This is a genomic window from Stenotrophomonas sp. 364 (assembly GCF_009832905.1).
GTDB lineage: Bacteria > Pseudomonadota > Gammaproteobacteria > Xanthomonadales > Xanthomonadaceae > Stenotrophomonas > Stenotrophomonas maltophilia_AP.
This window is the reverse complement of the sequence record NZ_CP047135.1, coordinates 3,881,612-3,901,358: the sequence shown is the minus strand read 5'-3', so window position 1 is coordinate 3,901,358 and position 19,747 is coordinate 3,881,612. Positions and strand designations below refer to the sequence as shown.

24 protein-coding genes are annotated in these 19,747 nt (G+C 67.3%); 15 read left to right on the top strand and 9 right to left on the bottom strand.

Annotation, left to right across the window (positions count from 1 at the left end; genetic code table 11):
• Nucleotides 1-17 precede the first annotated feature (17 nt).
• The 4 genes from GQ674_RS17525 (at nt 18) to GQ674_RS17510 (ending at nt 4,147) form a co-directional block, all read left to right on the top strand.
• Complete coding sequence (locus GQ674_RS17525) at nt 18-1,106, top strand: DUF5694 domain-containing protein (RefSeq protein ID WP_159498093.1); 1,089 nt, start codon at nt 18-20, stop codon at nt 1,104-1,106.
• Nucleotides 1,107-1,207: 101 nt separating this feature from the next.
• The gene (locus GQ674_RS17520; protein WP_159498092.1) at nt 1,208-3,187 is read left to right on the top strand and encodes a PEP/pyruvate-binding domain-containing protein; all 1,980 of its coding nucleotides are present in this window, start codon (nt 1,208-1,210) and stop codon (nt 3,185-3,187) included.
• A gap of 48 nt (nt 3,188-3,235) precedes the next feature.
• The gene (locus GQ674_RS17515; protein WP_159498091.1) at nt 3,236-3,766 is read left to right on the top strand and encodes a nuclear transport factor 2 family protein; all 531 of its coding nucleotides are present in this window, start codon (nt 3,236-3,238) and stop codon (nt 3,764-3,766) included.
• Nucleotides 3,767-3,853: 87 nt separating this feature from the next.
• A complete protein-coding gene (locus GQ674_RS17510; protein WP_159498090.1) occupies nt 3,854-4,147 on the top strand; it encodes an immunity 53 family protein in 294 nt (97 codons plus the stop codon).
• A 129-nt stretch (nt 4,148-4,276) separates the two neighbouring features.
• Here GQ674_RS17510 and GQ674_RS17505 read toward each other — a convergent pair whose 3' ends face one another.
• Nucleotides 4,277-4,765 (bottom strand): hypothetical protein, encoded by a 489-nt coding sequence (locus GQ674_RS17505; RefSeq protein WP_159498089.1) that lies wholly within the window; start codon nt 4,763-4,765, stop codon nt 4,277-4,279.
• 258 nt (nt 4,766-5,023) lie between these two features.
• On the opposite strand from GQ674_RS17505, the gene GQ674_RS17500 reads away from it, so the two are divergent.
• From GQ674_RS17500 to GQ674_RS17480, 5 genes are all read left to right on the top strand, one after another.
• The gene (locus tag GQ674_RS17500) at nt 5,024-6,061 is read left to right on the top strand and encodes a hypothetical protein (RefSeq protein WP_159498088.1); all 1,038 of its coding nucleotides are present in this window, start codon (nt 5,024-5,026) and stop codon (nt 6,059-6,061) included.
• Between the two features lie 9 nt (nt 6,062-6,070).
• The gene (locus GQ674_RS17495; RefSeq protein WP_159498087.1) at nt 6,071-6,307 is read left to right on the top strand and encodes a cytoplasmic protein; all 237 of its coding nucleotides are present in this window, start codon (nt 6,071-6,073) and stop codon (nt 6,305-6,307) included.
• Nucleotides 6,308-6,426: 119 nt separating this feature from the next.
• Complete coding sequence (locus GQ674_RS17490; RefSeq protein ID WP_159498086.1) at nt 6,427-6,954, top strand: SgcJ/EcaC family oxidoreductase; 528 nt, start codon at nt 6,427-6,429, stop codon at nt 6,952-6,954.
• A gap of 261 nt (nt 6,955-7,215) precedes the next feature.
• The gene (locus GQ674_RS17485) at nt 7,216-7,518 is read left to right on the top strand and encodes a SymE family type I addiction module toxin (RefSeq protein WP_159498085.1); all 303 of its coding nucleotides are present in this window, start codon (nt 7,216-7,218) and stop codon (nt 7,516-7,518) included.
• Nucleotides 7,519-7,591: 73 nt separating this feature from the next.
• Nucleotides 7,592-7,834 carry a hypothetical protein gene (locus tag GQ674_RS17480; RefSeq protein WP_159498084.1) on the top strand — a complete coding sequence of 81 codons (243 nt, stop codon included), beginning with the start codon at nt 7,592-7,594 and terminating at the stop codon, nt 7,832-7,834.
• A gap of 93 nt (nt 7,835-7,927) precedes the next feature.
• Here GQ674_RS17480 and GQ674_RS17475 read toward each other — a convergent pair whose 3' ends face one another.
• The 4 genes from GQ674_RS17475 to GQ674_RS17460 all read right to left on the bottom strand — a co-directional run bounded on the left by GQ674_RS17475 (nt 7,928) and on the right by GQ674_RS17460 (nt 10,617).
• Nucleotides 7,928-8,311, bottom strand: a complete 384-nt coding sequence (locus GQ674_RS17475; protein ID WP_159498083.1) for a nuclear transport factor 2 family protein — start codon at nt 8,309-8,311, stop codon at nt 7,928-7,930.
• Between the two features lie 128 nt (nt 8,312-8,439).
• Nucleotides 8,440-9,543, bottom strand: a complete 1,104-nt coding sequence (locus GQ674_RS17470) for an alkene reductase (RefSeq protein ID WP_159498082.1) — start codon at nt 9,541-9,543, stop codon at nt 8,440-8,442.
• A gap of 50 nt (nt 9,544-9,593) precedes the next feature.
• Nucleotides 9,594-10,175: a TetR/AcrR family transcriptional regulator gene (locus GQ674_RS17465; RefSeq protein WP_159498081.1), complete on the bottom strand. Its 582-nt coding sequence runs from the start codon at nt 10,173-10,175 to the stop codon at nt 9,594-9,596.
• 124 nt (nt 10,176-10,299) lie between these two features.
• Complete coding sequence (locus GQ674_RS17460) at nt 10,300-10,617, bottom strand: hypothetical protein (RefSeq protein ID WP_159498080.1); 318 nt, start codon at nt 10,615-10,617, stop codon at nt 10,300-10,302.
• 82 nt (nt 10,618-10,699) lie between these two features.
• On the opposite strand from GQ674_RS17460, the gene GQ674_RS17455 reads away from it, so the two are divergent.
• From GQ674_RS17455 to GQ674_RS17440, 4 genes are all read left to right on the top strand, one after another.
• Complete coding sequence (locus GQ674_RS17455; RefSeq protein WP_159498079.1) at nt 10,700-11,272, top strand: hypothetical protein; 573 nt, start codon at nt 10,700-10,702, stop codon at nt 11,270-11,272.
• A gap of 272 nt (nt 11,273-11,544) precedes the next feature.
• Nucleotides 11,545-11,814, top strand: coding sequence for a membrane protein (locus tag GQ674_RS17450; protein ID WP_038685884.1), 270 nt, complete (start codon nt 11,545-11,547; stop codon nt 11,812-11,814).
• 135 nt (nt 11,815-11,949) lie between these two features.
• The gene (locus tag GQ674_RS17445) at nt 11,950-12,624 is read left to right on the top strand and encodes a L,D-transpeptidase (protein WP_236546118.1); all 675 of its coding nucleotides are present in this window, start codon (nt 11,950-11,952) and stop codon (nt 12,622-12,624) included.
• A 91-nt stretch (nt 12,625-12,715) separates the two neighbouring features.
• Entirely contained in the window at nt 12,716-13,474 is a 759-nt protein-coding gene (locus GQ674_RS17440) for a carbon-nitrogen hydrolase family protein (RefSeq protein ID WP_159498078.1), read from the top strand.
• Between the two features lie 49 nt (nt 13,475-13,523).
• Here the strand turns inward: GQ674_RS17440 and GQ674_RS17435 are convergent, their stop codons facing one another.
• Entirely contained in the window at nt 13,524-15,047 is a 1,524-nt protein-coding gene (locus GQ674_RS17435; protein WP_159498077.1) for a carotenoid oxygenase family protein, read from the bottom strand.
• A gap of 38 nt (nt 15,048-15,085) precedes the next feature.
• Nucleotides 15,086-15,508: a DUF2141 domain-containing protein gene (locus GQ674_RS17430; protein ID WP_159498076.1), complete on the bottom strand. Its 423-nt coding sequence runs from the start codon at nt 15,506-15,508 to the stop codon at nt 15,086-15,088.
• 146 nt (nt 15,509-15,654) lie between these two features.
• On the opposite strand from GQ674_RS17430, the gene GQ674_RS17425 reads away from it, so the two are divergent.
• A complete protein-coding gene (locus GQ674_RS17425) occupies nt 15,655-16,758 on the top strand; it encodes a histidine kinase (protein WP_159498075.1) in 1,104 nt (367 codons plus the stop codon).
• A complete protein-coding gene (locus tag GQ674_RS17420; protein WP_159498074.1) occupies nt 16,755-17,393 on the top strand; it encodes a response regulator transcription factor in 639 nt (212 codons plus the stop codon). The genes GQ674_RS17425 and GQ674_RS17420 overlap by 4 nt, the downstream gene beginning before the upstream one ends.
• 16 nt (nt 17,394-17,409) lie before the next feature.
• On the opposite strand, the gene GQ674_RS17415 is transcribed toward GQ674_RS17420, so the two are convergent.
• Together GQ674_RS17415 and GQ674_RS17410 are read right to left on the bottom strand one after the other, a co-directional pair.
• Complete coding sequence (locus GQ674_RS17415; RefSeq protein ID WP_236546117.1) at nt 17,410-18,615, bottom strand: MFS transporter; 1,206 nt, start codon at nt 18,613-18,615, stop codon at nt 17,410-17,412.
• A gap of 59 nt (nt 18,616-18,674) precedes the next feature.
• Nucleotides 18,675-19,709 carry an alpha/beta hydrolase gene (locus tag GQ674_RS17410; RefSeq protein WP_159498073.1) on the bottom strand — a complete coding sequence of 345 codons (1,035 nt, stop codon included), beginning with the start codon at nt 19,707-19,709 and terminating at the stop codon, nt 18,675-18,677.
• Between the last annotated feature and the right edge of the window lie 38 nt (nt 19,710-19,747).

Below are 19,747 nucleotides of genomic sequence, written 5' to 3'. Positions count from 1 at the left end.
CATTGCATGGAGGCAGCATGATCGGACGCATCGGCGGTATGTTCATTCTTGGGCTGTGCAGCGCCAGCGCGCTGGCCGCCGGGACGGGGTACCAGCCCCCCTTCCACCCCGATCAGCTGAAGGGGCCGCCGGCGGGCCGGCCCAACGAGGTGCTGGTGCTGGGCTCGCCGCACCTGTCGGGCATGCCGGAGACCTTCGCACCGGCCCAGCTGGAACCGCTGCTCGAGCGTCTGGCCGCATGGAAGCCCGAGGCGATTGCGGTGGAGGCCGTGTCCGGCCTGCAGTGCGACTACATGCGCCGCAATCCCGCGCGCTATGCCGACAGCGTGAGCAGCTACTGCGTGGATACCGGGCCGGCCCAGGCCGCAACCGGCCTGGACGTACCGGCCGCCAACGCCGAGGCCGAGCGCCTGCTGGCCCAGTGGCCCGCCACCCCCAGTGCGGCGCAGCGGCGACGGCTGGCCGCGGTATGGCTGGCCGCCGGTGAGCGCAACTCCGCGGTGGTGCAATGGCTGCGCCTGCCCGCCGAGCAACGCATTGCCGCCGACGGTATGACCGACGCGCTGGTGGCTTTCCTGGACAAACGCCTGCAGCGGCGCGACGAGTCCGTGCTGGTAGCCGCCACGCTCGCCGCCCGGCTGGGACTGGAACGGGTATGGGCGGTGGATGACCACACCGCCGATTCCCCCACCCCCAAGGAGGTGGAGAAGGCGGCGGCTGATGCGATCACGAAGGCATGGGACAACCCGTATTCGAAAGCCCGCGCCGATGCGGACATTCCGCTGTACGCCAACGTGGCACAACCTGACGGCCTGCTGGCGATCTACCGCGCCTACAACGCACCGGAAGGCGCGATGCAGACCTACCGCAGCGATTTCGGTGCGGCGCTGGTGGAGCCTTCGCCGCAGGCATTTGGCCGCAACTACGTGGGCTACTGGGAAACCCGCAACCTGCGCATGGTCGCCAACATCCGCGACGTGGTCGGGCAGACCCCCGGCATGCGCCTGCTGGCCATCGTCGGCGCGTCGCACAAGCCCTACTACGAGGCTTACCTCAACCTGATGCACGACGTGCAGCTGGTGGATGCCGAGGGTGTGCTGCGCTGACGCCCGGATCGTCAACGCAGGCCGGATCTTGCCTGCCCCCGATCCTCCAACGCCGCCGGACTGGCTTATGATCCATCCACTTCAACTCCTGCACCGGCATCATGGACCGATCCCGTACGCACCTTGCCTGGTCATCGCGCGTGTTGGCCCTGCTTGCGCTGCTGCTGTGCTGCACCTCAGCTGCGCTGGCGCAGACCGCACGCAAGCCATCACCCTACGAGTACCGGCCAGGTAACGAGGCCGCTGCAACGCCCAGCGAAGGGCCGGACTATCTGTCGCGCATCGACAACCGCGCGCAGTTCATGCAGCTCGCCCGCGTCTACAACGCCGGTACCGCGCTGGAGATGCCGCACCTGATCTTCGTGATCGACCGGCAGAACGCCGCACGCATCTACTACATCAACACCCCACGCATTGCGCTGCACGAGCAGTTCGTGCGCCGCCAGCGGCTGGTGCGCAGCCTGGACAAGGCCACGCTCAACGCGCAGTACCGTGACCCCGAGCGGCGCTTCCTGTTCGGCACGCTCAGCTGGCAGCGCGATCTGCCCGGCTATACCTACGAGTTCTGGGAGGGCGACAAACTCACCGCGCCCCTGCTGCGGGAGACCGACGCGGTGGTGCGCGCCTCCTTCCGCGAGCCGATCCGCTTCAAGACCAACTCCACCCAGCACGAGCAGCTGGCCACCCGCATGGGGCTGCCCTACATCAGCCAGGAGGCGCTGCTGCGTGAGCAGCGCTTCCTGCCGTTGAACACCGGCCGTGCCGAGGGGCGGCTGCGCATCGTGCGCTCGGAGGCACAGCTGCGCACGCTGTCGCCGGGCGACATCCCGGTGCTGGATGAGGTGCCCATCGCGCTGGCACCGGTGGCCGGCCTGGTCACCCAGCGTCCCTCCACCCTGCTGTCACACGTGAACCTGCTGGCCAAGGGCTGGGGCATTCCCAACCTCTACCTGCGCGATGCCCAGGCGGCCCTGCGCCCGTACGACGGCCAGTGGGTCGCCCTGGAGGTCACCCACAACAACTACCAGGTCACCCGCCTGACGCGCCCGGCACGCACGCCGTCGGCCGCGGCGGCGCGCCCCACGGTGCGCAACCTGCCACGCCCGGACCTGAGCGTGGTCGCGCTCAAGCCGCTGGCCGCGCTGCGCGCCCGCGACAGCGGCCATTGCGGGGTGAAGGCGGCCAACCTGGGCACGCTGAAAGCCGCGCTGCCACCCGCCGCGCGCGTGCCCGACGGCTTCTGCATCCCGTTCGCCCACTACCAGGCGATGATGCAGCGGCTGCGCGTTCCCCAGCGCCTGCAGGAACTGCAACGTCGCCCCGGTTTCAGTACCGACGCGGCCGTCCGCCGTGACGCGTTGGCGGGGCTGCGTGCGGAGATCGCCAACGCCGCGCCCGATCCGGCCTTCGTGCGCAGCCTGGACAGCCAGTGGCGGAGCCAGTTGCAGGGCGGCGCGGTGTTCGTGCGCAGCTCGTCCAACTCCGAGGATCTGCCGGGCTTCAGCGGCGCCGGTTTGTACACCACCGTGCCCAATGTCACCCGCACCGACGACGTGGCCAAGGCCGTGCAGACGGTGTGGGGGTCGGTCTTCAACTTCGAGGCGTATGAGGCCCGTACGGCCGCCGGCCTGCGCCAGGACGCGGTGGCCATGGCGGTACTGGTGCAGCGCGCCGCGCCTTCGGACAGCTCCGGCGTGATGATCACGCGTGATCCCTTCGACGCCGCCCGCCGCCACATCACCTACATCTCGGCCAAACGCGGCCTGGGTATCCGCGTGGTGGAAGGCAAGCGCCAGGCCGAGCAGGTGATGTACTCCACCTGGTCCAAGGCGGTGCAGGTACTGAGCCGGTCGGCTGAAGATACCCAGCTGGTGGCCAACGCGGCCGGCGGTGTGCGCGAAGTGCCCATCACCGGCTCACGCCAGGTGCTCACCGATGCGCTCATCGCGCGGTTGGCCCGGGTGGGCGCCAGCACCAAGCAGGCGCTGGGCGGCGTGGACCAGGACATCGAGTGGGCCGTGGTGGGGGATGAGGTGCTGATCCTGCAATCGCGGCCGTACGTGGATGGCAGTGCGCGGTAGCGGATGCGCTGGCATGCGCCGGTTGAACCCACCTATCTGGAGCGTTGCATGGCCATACGAAGCATTCCGCTGATCGCCTTCTTCGTCGCGCTGGTTGTCTGTGCCCCGGCACGCGCCGAACGCAACGTGGCCGACGATGTGCAGGCGATCGAACACGTGATGGACGCGTTCCAGTCAGCGCTGATCCACAAGGACAAGGCGGCCTACATGGACCTGTTCTTCTCGGACAAGCCCGCCGACATCGGCTGGCAGTTCGTGTCGGAGGATGTTCGCCTGGCGACGATCCGCAAAACCAAGCCCGACGCGATCAAGGCGCGCCAGCTTCCCTCGAACACCTTTGTCGCCCTGATCGACGAGGTGGTGGCGACCACCGAGCCGCGTGCCGAGGAATTCTCCAACGTGAAGATCGACACGGACGGCGATGTTGCGTCGGTGTCGTTCGATTACCGTTTCCTTGCCAACGGCGCGACGACCAACTGGGGCAGGGAGATGTGGCAGCTGGTGCGAACCGAGCGCGGCTGGAAGATCTTCTCGGTGGTGTATTCGATCCATGACAGGTTGAGCAATGCGGGCGACTGATGGCTCGCGCCGGCACAGTTCAGCCCGTGCGTGATCTCTCACTATGCAGCCATCCGGCCCGTCGTCCGGGTCACAAAGGGGACGTCGATGCGCGCGCTTGACCGCCTTCAGAAGTGGTACGCCGATCAGTGCGATGGGGACTGGGAACATTCCTTTGGCATCAGGATCGACACGCTGGACAACCCGGGCTGGACGGTGTCCGTGGACCTGATCGATACGGTGCTTCAGGACAAGCCCTATGCCCCCATCCGCCGAGGTGACTCAGAGACGGATGCGCAATGGCTGTATTGCAAGGTCGACTCGGGCAGGTTCGAAGCCGCCGGCGGCGTTGCGTGCCTTCCCGACATGTTGGAGCAGTTCCTTTGCTGGGCAGGTTACTGAGCGTGTTGGCACGCCGGCCTTTGGGGCCGATGACCAAACGTCCACGTACGGCTTAGTGCACGCCTGTGCGTTGCGGGGAGCTCAATCCCTCTTCAACGCGCAGGAATGCATGCATGAAGCAACGAACGGTCAGGGTTCCTGGTAGTCGCTTTCATCGTAGCTGCCCATCACCGTGCAGGTCAGCGATGAACTGCCTTCGCCCAGCATGAGTTCACCCATCGTCGTCGTGCGTCCAGCATTGGCTGCGAGCTTTGCCGCCTTGCGTACAGCAGCGGCGCTGGCGTTGAACGCGGCGGTGTAGCTTTCGCCCAGGTCACCGTCCGGATCGATATAGATGGATACCTCGCGCACCGGTAAGCCGAACACGGCAAACGGGACGGGTGGGGTGATCGGCTTGAACTCGCCGGACGCGCTGCGGTCAAGGGCCTTCCACGCGGCGCTGTCCGTGTCGGGTTGCGTCCTGCATTCCAGTGCGGCCTGGATCGCCGGTGCCACGGCACGCCATTGCGTCGCATCCAGCGCGTGAGCCGCCGGCGCGGCGAGCACGCCAGCAAGCAGTGGTGCGATGTACTTCACGCGGGCACTGCGCACCTGCGTCATCCATTGACCAACGATCATTCCCTGTTACTCCGGTTGCGCCTCAGGGTGTCAACGGCGACGGACCACGGTGGTCGCTTCCCTGGCAGGGGCAAGTCTACGATCTGCGCCTGCACCGGGCCACCCTTCGGCAGGTGCGCGCAGCCGCATCGGGGTGCGGCCTCCCGGTGGCGGCTCCAGGTCGTAGAATCGCGGTTCCAACAGTGAAGGATCACGACATGAAGCACAGGGGCAGGGGACCGGGCAGGCTGTGCATCGCCCTCGTGCACCGAACCGCCCATGGCTGAGCCCAATGTGCAGGCAACGGCAGGGAGACGCGCCCCCGATCCCGCCGTTGAGGTGGCGACGCGGGCCGAACCCACCCCGGCGCCGACGCCGGAGCCGATGCCCGCCGCGCAGCCCGCCGAGGCCACCAAGCCCTTCGCGTTCGAAGCGCCGGCCGAAGCGGACACCCCGCCGACCACCTGCCGCATCGATGGGTTCGTGATGCCGGCCAACGCCAAGGTCTATGCGGCGGGTGCCTATGCCGGCAAGGAGACCGACCTCCAGATCGACCAGAGCGGCCACCAGGCCACGACCATCCAGGTGGCGGTGCACGCACCTGACGCCCCGGTGGTGCTGCTGCTGGGCGCTTACGAACCCACGGTCTGGAGTGTGGGCTGGACACGTGGCACGCGTATCGCCGCGGTGCTGCTGACCGGCTATCACCGCCAGCAGCTGACCGGCCTGCCCGCCGGGGTGCCGCTGCTGGTGAGCACCTACGACAATCGCGGTCCCTGTGGCTACGCCTACGTGGGCGGCGAAGGCTCAGTGAAGCTCAATCCCCTGGCGCGCGAAGTGTTCGGGCGCGCTGTGGATGTGGCCTATGAGGCGCGTGATGGCCGCGCGGTGATCGGCAGGCTGCCGCCGGGCGCGCCATTGGTGACCGATGCCGCAGCGGCCCCGGTGCAGGACTTTCAGTTGAAGGGCGCAGCGCCAGCAGGCCAGGCCGGCATCGACGCGGCGCTGCGCACTGGCATCCTGCGCCCCGCAACAGCGGCCGACCTGCGCGCTTGGGAGGCCGCCCGCCAGCAGAACACCGGCGCGCCGGACGTCCCGCGCATCGAGGGGGCCAGCGCAGCGCGCCAACAAAGCGTGCCGTACCGCAGCTACACGGTGCTCAAGGCGTTCGCCCTTCCCGCCGGCCTGTATGGCGCCCACTCGGCCACGTTCTTCGTCGCGCCCGGCGTACCGGCACCGACCGGCAATCCCGGGCATTCGGAGGTGCGTTTCATCGAGAACGGACGTTGCCTGGGGGTGACGTGCGGGATGCGGTAGGAGCACGCCATGGCAAGGACCTGTGATTCTTCCCTGCACCGCAAGCAGCTGCTCGCAAGCGATGTGGCGGCCTGTTACTACTGCTTCGCCGAGTTTCCGCCTGGCGCCATTGCGGCGTGGTGCGACGGCGAGCAGCAGGATCAAACCGCGCTTTGTCCACAGTGCGGCGTGGACGCCGTTGTGGGGTTCACCGGCGCCGTGGATGTAGCCTGGCTGCGGCACGCCCATGAGCAGGGCTTTGCATAGAGCGCCGCCGTGCGCCCACCCGACCGGTCAACCCGTGCCCCTCCCGCAACGGCATGGCCGCAGGCGTATTCTTGCACCGGCGGCTGCCGTCGCCATCCTTGACCACAGGAGCCGGATCCATGCGCGCATTGGTACTCGCTTTGATCTTCCCTTGGCTGGCGCTCACGGCAAGCCCGGTGGCCGCGCAAGTCACCGCGGCGGCCGAGCCGCAGGCAGAGCTTCCCGATGTGCCGTTGCCGAGCGAACTCGATCGTGTGCTGCGCGACTACGAGCGCGCATGGAACGCCGGTGACGCAGCAGGACTTGCCGCGCTGTTTGCCGAGGACGGCGTGATACTGCAAAGCAACCAACCGCCCGTGCGCGGCCGCGCCGCCATCGAGGCGGCCTACGCGGGCCAGGGGCCAGGCGGTTCACTGCGCCTGCGCGCATTCGCCCACGCAGTGTCCGGTACCGTCGGCTATGTCATCGGCGGATACGGCTTCGGCGGTGGCCGACGCGATGCGGGAAAGTTCACCCTTGCCCTGCAACGTGCGGCGGATGGACGGTGGATGATCTTTTCGGACATGGACAACACGAACGCCGCGCCGCAGGCGCGCAAGCCGATGGACGCGCCCACACACACCATCGGCTCGATGCGCGGAACCTGACGCAATCAACGTCATCAAGACCCCATCAAACAAACCCGCCGCATCAACAGAAACAAGCGATTTCCCATCCTCAACACCAACGCGCATGGTGTTCACCGGAGCGTAGAAACTCCTCATGCTCGAAAGTTGGACGTCCTTTGTCGGGAGGGTGGCTAATACAACACCCTCGTGGAAATACGCCCGCCGGTTCGAGCATGACGGTTTCTAACCTCCCGACGCCCCGCCATCCCGGCGGGGCGACACGTCAACCGGAGGTCCAGCATGCGTACCCCGTGGGCAGACACGCCCTTCTTTGAACCGCCCAAGCGCAAAGCGTATTCCCGCCCCGCCATGCGCTACAAGGTAGGCTACCTGACGTACCCAGACCGCGAAGAGCAGGGGCCTACCGAGAGGGTGCCCTACCTGAAGCTGCGCGGCCGTTGGCTGCTGGATGTGGGTTTCGACATCGGTGCCAGCCTGAAGGTGGAGGCCACTTACGGCCGCATCGTACTCACCGTGGTAAGCCGCCCGGTCATCGTTCCGCCGAAGATCCCGCGAAAGCTGCAGCGCAAGGCCGCAGCGTAGCGCGGTGCAGTGCCGCGCAGTCCCTACACGTAGCGCGGGGCGCTGCCCCGCCACTTGGCAACAGGAGCACCCCATGAGCAAGCGTGTCTTCATGCAGGTAACGGTCGACCCCGGCCTATGCGCCCGCTTCCACGAAGCCGCCGCACGCGAACACTGTCCGGTCGAAACGCTACTGCACCAGTTCATGCACGCCTACATCAGCCGCAGCGTGGCTGCAGAGGGGCAGGCACCACGCGATGACAGCGGCGACCCGGATCCGGACGCGTGGGCGCGCCGGCAGCAGGGCTGGCAGTGCAGTCCGTTCGGCAGGGCGTGAGTACAGGGTTGCCGGCCTGCCCGTGGTGAGGGTCAACCGAGGCCACGACGGGCCAGCCGCATCGCGCGGCTGACCCGCCGTATCCCGTTGGATTCAGGCTGCAGGATGGGTGTGGTAGATCTTGCTCACCACGGTCCAGCGACCGTCCACCTTGAGCAGGTTGAAGAAGTCGGTGAAGCGGTAACCGGAGATGCCATCGGTATCGATGCGTGCGCTGGCCGCGGTACCGACGATGTCGATGCGTGCGATGGCGGCGCGTGCATCGGGCGAAGGACGGAACGCGGTGTCGATGGTGTCGAACAGGCCCTGGATGGGGCCGCCCACCAGCGCGTTGTCCCCGTCCACGCCGAAGATCGTCGCCTGCGCGTTGAAGGCCGGCTTCATGATGCTGCTGTTGGCTTGTTTGCCGCCTTCGTTGTACTGGTTCAGTACCTCGACGATGGCGGTGTAATCCTGCACGTAGGTTGCATGGGTCATGGGAATTCCTTTACGGGGTTGGAGTTTCAGGGAGGGAGCCGGGTGGCCGGCGAGGGTGCGCCCTGCGCCGCCGGCATGCGTCGTGGATGCAGGGCACCAGCCGGCAGGTACCGGTGCGGGTAGGGCGATCAAGGTGAGGCGGGTGGCCAGTCGGTGTAGCCGGCGGCACCGCCGCCGTAGTAGGACGCGCGGGGTGCGACGGCCAGCGGCATGCCGCGCTGCAGGCGTTCCACCAGGTCCGGGTTGGCGATGAACAGACGACCGAACGCCACCGCATCAATACGGCCTTCGGCGCGGCGCGCGATGGCCAAGTCCAGGTTGTAGTTGTTGTTGCCGATGAAGCGGCCGTTGAACTGCGCACGCAGTGCATCCAGATCCACGCCGTCGGGAACGCTGCGCGATGTGGCCGTGGCCCCTTCGACGAAATGCAGGTAGGCCAGATTGAAGCGGTTGAGCTGCTGGATCAGATGGCCGTAGGTGGCCATGACGGTGCTGTCCGGCGGGGTGTTGCCTGCATCCGGGGTGACCGGCGACAGGCGGATGCCCACCCGATCGCTGCCCCAGATGTCGACCACCGCTTGGGTGACTTCAAGCGTCAGCCGGGCGCGGTTTTCGATGGAACCGCCATAGCGGTCGGTGCGCTGGTTGGTGGAGTCGCGCAGGAACTGATCAAGCAGATAGCTGTTGGCGGCATGGACCTCGACACCATCGAATCCGGCGCGCTGCGCATTGCGTGCAGCGAGCGCGAACTGCGCAACGATGCCGGGCATTTCATCGGTGTCCAGCGCGCGCGGCATCGATACCGGCACGAAGCCGTCGGTGGTGTAGGTATCGCCTTCGGCCTGGATGGCAGACGGCGCGACCGGGGCCTGGCCATTGGGCTGCAACGCCACATTGGAGAAGCGACCCACGTGCCAGAGCTGGCTGACGATCTTTCCGCCCGCGGCGTGCACCGCGTCGGTGACCTGCTTCCAGCCCGCTACCTGTGCCTCGCTCCAGATGCCCGGCGTGGCGGCGTAGCCACGGCCCTGGGGGGAAATGTTGGTGGCTTCGGCCACGATCAGCCCGGCGCTGGCGCGCTGCGCGTAGTAGGTGGCGTGCAGGCCGTGGGGCACGCCGTCTTCGCCGTAGCGGCTGCGGGTGACCGGTGCCATCACGATGCGGTTGGCCAGCTGCAGGGCGCCCAGGGCAGTGGGCGAGAACAGGTCGGTACGGGTGCTGATGTCTGTCATGAGAGGCTCTTAATAATTGACCGGTCGTCTAGTAAATGGGCAAAACAACATCACGCCAGCAGGCGGCGCGATGCGGCCAGGGCGGTGTCGAACGCGGCGGTGGAGTCGTTGAGCTTGGCCAGCAACGACGCGCCCAGCCACAGCTGGTAGAGCGCTTCGCCAAGCTCGGTTGCCGGCACCGTGGTGGGAATGGAGCCGTCGGCCTGGCCGTGCTCGGTGCACCGGGTGATGCGCTGGATGATGGCGTCGGTGCCGGTCCTGAGCACCGAACGCATGTCATCGGAGAGATCGCACATCTCCGGCCCCAGCTTGACCACCAGGCACTTGTCATCCGGGAAGTCGGAGCCCTGGGTGTCCTTCCAGTAGGCGAAGTAGGCCATCAGGCGCTCGGCGCCGGATCCCCCTGCGCCCAACAGGCGGTCCACCGTGGCCAGATAGGCGGAGAAGTACTCATCCAGCAGCGCCAGGCCGAACTCTTCCTTGGATTTGAAGTAATAGTAGAAGGACCCCTTCGGTACCTCGGCAGCGGCCACGACCTCGGCCAGACCCACGGCGGTGTAACCCTTGCGGGTCATCAGCGCGCGGGTTACGTCGAGGATGTGCTGGCGGGTTTCATGGGCGGGCTTCTTCATGGCCGCTACGATACGCAGAAACTGACCAGTCGTCTAGTAAGTCGGATGGGAGGTCTCTGTAGTGTTCAGGATCACCTCCGGGTCACAGCGGCAGCCACCTTGCTGCCGGCGGCCAGGGCGCTGGCTACTGGTAAGCGCCCGCAGCCGTGTCGAGCGCGTTCAGCAGGTGGGCTTCTTCAAGCGGCTCCGGCGATTGGCCTGCGTCCATTTCCCACACCTGCAGCGGCGCGTTGCGTTCGGCGAACACGCGGACGATGTCGCGGATCTCACTGTCACGCTGCACATGGTCGTTGCCATACAGTTCGCAGGTGTAGAACCTGCCGCTGCTCCCCTGCGCCAGTTGCCCGCGTACGTGCGCCAACGGAAGCGCCAGCCGGCGGTGCAGGAAGGCCGCCAGGTGCAGGTCGGTGGTGGGCAGCAGGGAGGCGAGGGCGATCTTCATGCCGCCAGTATCACCGACCGGCTCGGTCAGCCTGCGCTGCTAAGATCGGCGTCCGATCGACTCACTGCCGAAGTCACCGCCCGTGCTTTACCACCTGCGTCTGAAAGGCAATGGCGCGCACATGATCGGATCGTGCGACGAAGTGGACCCGGCCAGTGGCGTTCCCACGTGTGCCACCTGCGGTTATCGCACCGATCCGGACTTCACCAACCCCGGATTCCGGATGCGCAGGCGCCGCCTGGACCTCTCCTGCTGCTACGACGGCGCGGTGATTGTCAGCGACCGCTTCCGAGCCCTGTATGCAACGTTGGGTGGATCCAACCTGCGCTTCGTGGACCTGCCGAAGGCACCGGGCTTCCATCACCTCACGTGCATCACCCCGGTCGCGCTGGACTATGCCGCCATGGGCACGCAGTGCCTGCGCTTGTGCGCCGGCTGCGGCCGGCACCTGGATGTTGTGGGCTGCGGCACCCTCGTGCTCGCTCCCGGCGCGTTTTTGGCTGGCAATGAGCTGGCCTTTGCCGACCGGTATTTCGGCTCGCACAACGAGGCCATTCCGCTGCTGGTATGCGGCGAGATACTGGCCAAAACAATGGGAGCCGCGGGCTTGGCCGGTATCGATGCGTGCGAGCCAGTGGCGATGCAGCAGGGGTAGCAGCGAACGCTGTTGCGCGCGTCGCCGCGAAGGTGGCCGCTTCTGTCCGAAGCCTACGTTGGTATCGCAGCCACGCCATGTTGGTGCTGATGCACGGCGTGATATTCGCTCACGTACCACGCGTTCTCATGGAGACCGATGGAGTGAAGATGAAGCGATGATGGTCGCTCTTCACGCTCCCTCTACGTCTTCCAATCGCAGCTGAAAGCCGGTCATGGCTCTGGCGAAAAGGCCGCTATAGTCCGGGTTCCCCAGACGAAGGAGGGAGTGCAATGTTCCTCACCAAGCGACAGATCAACACCGCCCGTACGCTCACCGTGGCCATCATCGCCACCGTCGGTCTCAGTGCCTGCGCCACCTATAAAGACGAATTCGCAACGATCAACTCACGCCTCGACCAGCTCGACGTGAAGGTTCAGGGCGCAGCCCAGAGTGCCGAATCGGCCAACCAGTCCGCACAGCAGGCCAACCAGCGTCTGGATCAGATTGAAGGCCGCGTCCAGCAGCTTGAAAAGGCACCTCGCCGCACCCCGCGCGGTTAACCGGAATCGGGTTCCGGTGGCCGTTGCCGGCCACCGGCGTCCCGTGATCACACTGTTTTCATAGCAAGGAACTGTCCCATCCTTACGTATTCATCTCCTGCATTCCGGGCCGTAGGTGGCGCGCTGGCGTTGGTAGTGGCATTGGGCAGCACCCAGGTCGCCCACGCCACAGATCCCGTTGCCCAGCCGGTTGCCGCCGTCGATGAGCTTCCGCAAGGCCAGGAAGTGTCCGACACCGTGATCGAGCTGGCGGGTTGGGTTGTCGCAAGCAAGGACAGCCAGGGCTATCCGTTCGCGGTGCTGGACAAGGCCGCGGCCCAGATTCTGGTATTCGGTGGTGACGGCAAGCTCCGCGGCGCGGCGCCGGCACTGATCGGCTCGGCCACCGGCGATCATTCGGCCCCCGGCGTTGCCGGTCTTGCGCTTCGCGCCATTCCGGGACGCGATCGCACGACACCTGCCGGTCGCTTCATCGGCGGCTACGGCCCCTCCATCGACGCCGGGCGCGTGCTGTGGGTGGACTACGAGTCCGCCGTTTCCCTGCATCCGACCCCGCCTGGCACCCCGGCCGAAAAGCGCGCCGAACGCCTGGCATCGCCGTCGCCCGACGACAACCGCGTCACCCACGGCTGCATCAATGTCTCGACCCCGTTTTATGAGCAGGTCGTGCGGACCACGTTCGAGCGCGGTGGCGTGTTCTACATCCTGCCCGACAAGGCGAGCATCGCCGAGACCTTCCCGGCATTCGCGGAGAGTCGCGCGGCTGCGCAGGACGGCGACGGAAAGCGCACGCGTTCCGCCCGCAAGTGATGGACGCATTGCCATGTTGCCCTGTGCCCGCTTGACGGTGTATTGAAGGGCGCACGCAGCGCATTCCGCCCTGCCTGGCAGAGGAAGCGCCATGAAGCTTGTTGCGGCACAGATGCGCGCGCTTGCCGGTGATATCGATAGCAACATTCACCGGCACATCGCGGTCATTGAACGGGCCGCGTCCCACGGCGCGGCGTTGGTGGTGTTCCCCGAACTCTCGCTCACTGGCTACGAACCCCGCCTGGCGCAGCGGTTGGCGATGGCCCAGGACGATCCGCGCCTGCAGGTGTTCCAGGCACTCGGCGACCGGCATCAGATGCTGATCGCGGTCGGCGCACCCCACACGGGTCGAGACGGCATCGAGATCGGCATGTTCGTGTTCCGCTGCCACGAGGCGCCGACGGTGTACGCCAAGCAAATGCTGCATGCCGACGAACGGCCTTACTTCCATCCGGGCGACAGGCCGATGGTCGTGGCGCTGCGCGGTGCGGTGATCGGGCCGGCCATCTGCTACGAATCGCTGCAGGCGGTGCATGCGCAGGCCGCGGCAGCGCGTGGGGCAACGGTCTACCTGGCCAGCGTGGCCAAGGCCGCGCGTGGCGTGGAGACCGGCTACCGGCATTACCCCGCCATCGCGCGGCAGCACGGGATGACCGTAATGATGGCCAACGGGGTGGGCGCGGCCGATGATTTCGTCATGGCGGGCCGCTCCGCGGTCTGGCGCAATGACGGCCAATGCGTGTCCAGTGCCGATGCGGAGGGCGAGGCGCTGGTGGTGTACGACCTGGCCACGCAGGTGGGTGAGGTACTGCCGATGGACGACGCTGCAGCCCCGGAACCGTCGCCGTGACGCACGCGATCCCGGGGAGGTGCGGCTCGATTCTCAGCGGCTCACGCCATCAGCCGCGCGCGGCGAAGGTGCCATGGAAGCCCAGCGGTACCGCATACGGCAGCCATGCCTGTACCAGCGGACCCGCATCGATGCGCTGCGCATCCAGCACCGCGATTCCGCTGCGTTGGGTGGCCGCATCCAGCAGCGTACCCACCAGCCAGCCGTCGTCGGCGCTGCGGCTGCCCGGTCGCGGGACGAACACGTGTTCCTCGGCGAGGATATCGCGACCGTAGCGGTGCACCTCGCGCCGACCCCGGTCCACGTCGTAGCTGGCCACAGCGTTGAAATAAGGCGCCGTTGTTTCGCCCTGCATGGCCGGTGCGTACAGGCGCGCACCTCGGCCGCCGGCGCTGCGGCGGTCGAACAGCGGGAATTCGATGCCCTGGATACCGGTCTCTTCCCAGTGCGCCTTCCCGGTGCGCAGGTCCAGGTGCAGCTCACGCAGCGAGGCATTTGAATTGGTGGCATGCGCGGCATCGCCGGCCATCGCGGCATGCATCGGTGAGCGCGCTTCGTTGATGTCGTCGTGGCGCACGGTGCGCATGACGATGCGGCCGTTGCGGTGGTAGGCGTCGCCGAAATGGTAGGCCGCGGTGAAGTCCGCTTCGAACCACTGCGCGGTATCCGGCGCCGCCTTGGGTACCACGGCAATGCGGCAGGGGCGGTCCGGGGCAAACTGCAGGCGCTCGAAGAAGGCCGCGCCGGATGGCTTGACGTCGAACGGCATCAGCATGAAGACCAGATGGTCGTCGGTCATCGCGAACGCATGCAGGTAGCCCATGAACGGCGTGTCCAGCACGGTGGCCGAGCGCAGCTGCCCGTCTGCGCCGATCTTCCAGACCAGCAGGCCGGTGCCACCCAGCAGCGACAGCGAGCCGAAGTTCCACACGGTGCCGTCGCGGTCCACCAGCGGATGCGCGGAGAACGGCACGGTGGCCAGGTCCGGGCGCCAGGTGGTGGGCCCCAGCGTGGTCAGTTCATCGGGGTCCAGTTCGAACGCCGAGCCGGCTTCGCACAGGGCGAAGAGGCGGCCATGAATGCTGATCACCGAGGTGTTGGCGGCGTTGGCATCATCGTTGTTGCGCACGGCCTGCATATCCGGCACGGCGGTGCCTGCGGCCGGGTACAGAAAGCGGCCGGCCTTCTCCTCGCGGGTGAACTTGGGCGTGGCCACCATCCGCGCACGATGGGTCAGCGTGCCATCGCCGTTGAAGTGCCAGCCGTGCACCATGCCGTCGCCGTCGAACCAGTGGTCGTAGCGGAAGCCGTTGCGTTCGGTCCAGGCCGGGCCGTTGCGGTACAGCGTACCGGCCAGCCCCTGTGGCAGGCGGCCCTGCAGCTGCACGGTCGCCGGCCCCAGGGTTTCGGTGGTGACGCTGCGCCAGCCGGTCAGCCACGGGTGCTGCTGGCGGGCGGCAGCGAACGTGGCGGCATCGCCGGCCATGGCCGGCAGGCTGCGCAGGGCAGTGGCGCCGATCACGGCGGTGGTGGTGGCCGACAGCAGCGAGCGGAGGAAACGGCGGCGGTCCATGCGGGAATCTCGTAAGAGGGACGGAAGAGGGCGTGCGGTCAGCGCAGTGCGATGTCGATGGCCGCGCCGTCGGCCGGCACGTGTACCCGCGCTTCTTCGAAGGTGGGCTTGCGTTGCACGCGCGGGTTGTTGCTGAAGCCATAGCCTTCCACCGGGATGCCCACCAGGTTGGTGTCCAGCGTGCCGTTGTCGTTCTCGTCATGGGTAACCAGCACCGCGTAGTCACCGGCGGGCAGGCTTTTGAACACCACGTGCGCTGCATCGGCCGTGGCCGGCAGGCTCTGCGCCTGCACCGGGGCCGCCTTGCCGTCCCAGCCGGCGGCGCTGTCCACCACCGCCAGGCGTACGGTACCGGTGTGGGCGCGGATGCCGTGCAGGTCCACCTGCAGGTCGCCGGCAGCGGCGGTGGAGGCCATCAGCAGGCCGGCGAACGGAAGGCAGAACAGGGCGTTGCGGATCATGGCGGTGGCTCGGTTGGGTGTGGGGCCAGTCTGCCAAGTGCACTGCTGCCGCCCCATGCCCAGTGGTCATCGATCCGCAGTGCCGGAAGTCACTTTCTGCGTCGCGCCCATTGCCGGGCGGCATCCTGCGCGGGCAGCATGCGCACATGCCTTCTTTCCTGCGCACCCTCATCAGCCCCCTCAGCCTGGCCGGCCTGCTCACTATCCTGGGCGTGGGGCTGTCGCTGGGGGTGCCGTCCGATACCGATGGCGCGCTGCGCTGGGGCGTGCTTGCGGTGTTCATCGTGCTGTTCCTGGCCTACGACCATCTGCCGCCGCGGTCGCCGCTGCGCCTGGCCAGCGACGTGCTCCAGGCGCTGCTGGCGTTGTGGCTGTGCTGGCTGGAGCCCCGCGTGGGTACGGCGCCGGTGCTGTTGGTGGTGCTGGTGGCCCATCTGGCCGAGCACTGGTCGCCGCGCGCGGTGCTGGCCACCACGGTGGTGCTCAACGTTGCCCTGTACCTGGTGCTGCGCCACAGCGGCTTCAGCCAGCCGCTGCTGATCGTGGCGATCTACGCCGGCTTCCAGGCGTTTGCCGCGCTCACCGCGCATTACGCACGCAGCGCCGAGCAGGCACGCGATGCGCTGGCCCGGGTCAATGCGGATCTGCTGGCCACGCGTACGCTGCTGGCCGACGGCGCACGCGACGCCGAGCGCCTGCGCCTGGCGCGCGAGCTGCACGACGTGGCCGGGCACAAACTCACCGCGATGCGCCTGAACCTGCGCGCGTTGTCCACCGACCCCGCGCTGGCCGGCCGTGAGCAGGTGCTGCTGGCCGAGCGCCTGTCCGGCGAGTTGCTCGGCGATATCCGCCAGGTCGTGCAGTCCATGCGCGACGACCGCGGGCTCGACTTGGCCACCGCGCTGCAGGCGCTGGCGGCGCCATTCCCGCGGCCCGGGCTGCGCGTGCGCATCGGCGCGCAGGTCCGCATCGGCAATCCGCTGGTGGCCGACGCGGTACTCCGGCTGGCCCAGGAAGCGCTCACCAACGCGGCACGGCATGGCGATGCCGACACCGTATGGCTGGACATCGACACCGACGACCACGGCGTGCGCATCGACATCCGCGATGACGGCCAGCGCAGCGAGCGCATCCGCGAAGGCAACGGCATCACCGGCATGCGCGAACGCCTGGCCGAGCTGCAGGGGAAGCTGGAACTGGCGCGCACCGATGCCGGCGGCATGCACCTGATCGCGCGGTTGCCGGCATGAGCGCGGCACCGGTGCGGGTCGCATTGGCCGACGACCAGGCCCTGGTAAGGGCCGGCCTGCGTGCCTTGTTGCACGGGCTGGGCGTGCAGGTGGTACTGGAGGCCGACGACGGCCAGGCACTGCTGGATGGCCTGGCCCACCAACCGGTGGACGTGGTGCTCAGTGATATCCGCATGCCCGGCCTGGATGGCATCCAGGCGCTGCAGCAGGTACGTGCGCGCGGCGACGCCACGCCGTGGCTGCTGCTGACCACGTTCGATGAAAGCGACTTGTTACTGCGTGCCAGCCAAGCCGGCGCCCAGGGGTTTATGCTCAAGGATGCCGCCCCGGAAGACCTGCACGAGGCGATCTGCCGCGTCGCCGCCGGCCACACCCTGCTGTTGCCGGTGAGCACCGACCCGGTCCGTGCGCGCTACCGCTTCCACGATGAAGCGCCGCCCCGCGAGACCTTCAACGAGAAGGAAGTGGCGATCCTGCGGTTGCTGGCCGGTGGCTATTCCAATCGCGAAATCGCGCGTAGCCTGTTCCTGGCCGAGGGCACGGTGAAGAACTATGTCTCCACCATCCTGGACAAGCTGGGCACGCGCGACCGGACGCGTGCGGTGTTGAAGGCGATTACCCTGCGGGTGATTTGAGCCGCAGGCCGGGTACTCAGCCGCGCCGGCGCAGGCGCGCCACCGCGATCGCTGTGGCCGACGCCAGCAGCAACAAGAGCGCACTCACGCCGAACGTGGCCCGGTAGCCGGCACCGTCGTACAGCAGGCCACCCACGGTGGAGCCCAGCGCGATGCACAGCTGCACCACCGCCACCATCAAGCCGCCGCCCGCCTCGGCGTCGTGCGGCAAGCTCGCGGCCAGCCATGACCACCACCCCACCGGGGCAGCGGTGGCGACCAGCCCCCAAGCCGCCAGCAGCACGGCGGTAACCGGCGGCGAATGACCGAATACGGTCAGGCCAAGCGCGATCACCGCCATCACGAGCGGGAACAGGATCAGTACCGGGTACGGGCTGCCCTTGAGCAGGTGCCCCACCAGCAGCGTGCCGACCAGGCCGGCTACACCGATGGCCAGCAGGATGCTGGACAGCGCGGGCAGTGCGACGCCGGTGGTGCCTTCCAGAAAGGGCCGGACATAGGTGAACAGCGTGAACTGACCCATGAAGAACAGGCCGGCAGCAAGCATGCCCAGCGCGGGCAACGGGCGGGTGAGCAGCCGCAGCGTGCCGGGGCGTGCGGTGGCCTGCGGGGCTGCCCGCATCGACGGCAGCGCGATCCATTGCCATGCCAGCGCGACCACCGCCACCGGCACGATGCAGAAGAAGGCACCGCGCCAGCCGATGATGCCGCCCAGGTAGCTGCCCAGCGGCGCGGCCACCACCGTTGCCAGCGCATTGCCGCCGTTGAACAGCGCCAACGCCTTGGGCACCTTGTCCGTCGGCACCAGGCGGATGGCGACGGCCGCCGACATCGACCAGAACGCACCGATGACCACGCCGATCAGCGCCCGCCCGAGCATGTACATGGCGTAGTTGGCGGCCGTGGCCACCACCACGCCGGACACGCACATCAGCACCGTCAGCAGAAGCAGCAGCGCCTTGCGGTCCATGCGTCCGGCCACGCGCGCGGTGAGCAGGCTGGTGACCACGGCGAACGCGCCGGAAATGGCGATGCCGTAGCCCACCCAGCCTTCGCTCACGCCGAGCGTGGTGGCGATCGGCGAGAGCAGGCTCACCGGCATGAATTCCGATGCGATCAGGGCGAACACGCACAGGCTCATGGCCAGTACGCCGCTCCAGTTGGCGGGATGGGCGGCATCCTCGTTGGCGGCGGTGGCATGCAGGGAAGGGGAGGAAGGCACGGATATGGCGACTCGGTAGTGATGGCGCAGGTCCATGGTGGGCCGGCGCTTCTGCGGGCTCAGCGGGCGCGCAGGTGGGTGGTGAAGAACGCGGTCAGCGCGTCGAATGGAATCAGCTCCACCCGGTCGTACAGGTCCACATGCCCCGCGCCGGGAACCACCAGCAGCTGTTTGGGCTGGCCGGCCAGGCGGTAGGCCTCTTCGCTGAATTCACGCGAGTGGGCGGTCTCGCCGGTGATGAACAGCATCGGTCGCGGCGAGATGGTCTCGATGTCCGCAAATGGGTAGAAGTTGAGGAACTTCAGGTTGCTGGTCAGCGTGGGATGTGTGGTCAGCGTCGGCGAGGATCCGGCCGGGGTGTACTCGCCACGCGGGGTGCGATAGAAATCGTAGAACTCGCGTTCAATCGGCGAGGACGTTTCATCGATGCTGTGCACCGTCCCGCTGGTGTACTGCACCGGCCCGCCGGCGAATTCCACATCGCGCTGGGCCACCGCCGCGGCAATGGCGGCCTTGCGTTGTGCCACGCTCACCGCGTGACCCAGACCGTTGCGGTTGGCTGCGCCCATGTCGTACATGCTGACCGTGGCGATGGCCTGGATGCGCGGGTCGATCTTCGCCGCGCTGATGACGAAACTGCCGCTGCCACAGATGCCGATGGCACCGATGCGGTCCTTGTCCACGAACGGTTGCGTGCGCAAAAAATCGACCGCTGCGCTGATGTCCTCGGCGTAGATGTCCGGCGAGACGGCGTTGCGCGGCTGCCCTTCGCTTTCGCCCCAGAACGACAGATCCAGTGAGAGCGTGACAAAGCCCTGCTCGGCCATGCGCGTGGCATAAAGGTTGGCGCTCTGCTCCTTCACCGCACCCATCGGGTGGCCGACCACGATGGCCGCGTGCGGCGCGCTGCGGTCCAGATCCTTGGGCACGAACAGGTTGCCGGCCACCTGCATCTGGTACTGGTTCTTGAAGGTGACCTTCTGCACGGTCACCCGGGGGCTGGAATAGAAATTGTCTGCGCCTTGGCTCATATCGGCTCCTGAGGCAAAGAGGGGAAGGGTCAACAGCGCGATCAGCGTGAGCAACCTGGACATGGGGGATCCATCGGTGAGTGGGCCAGCCCAGTGTGGTC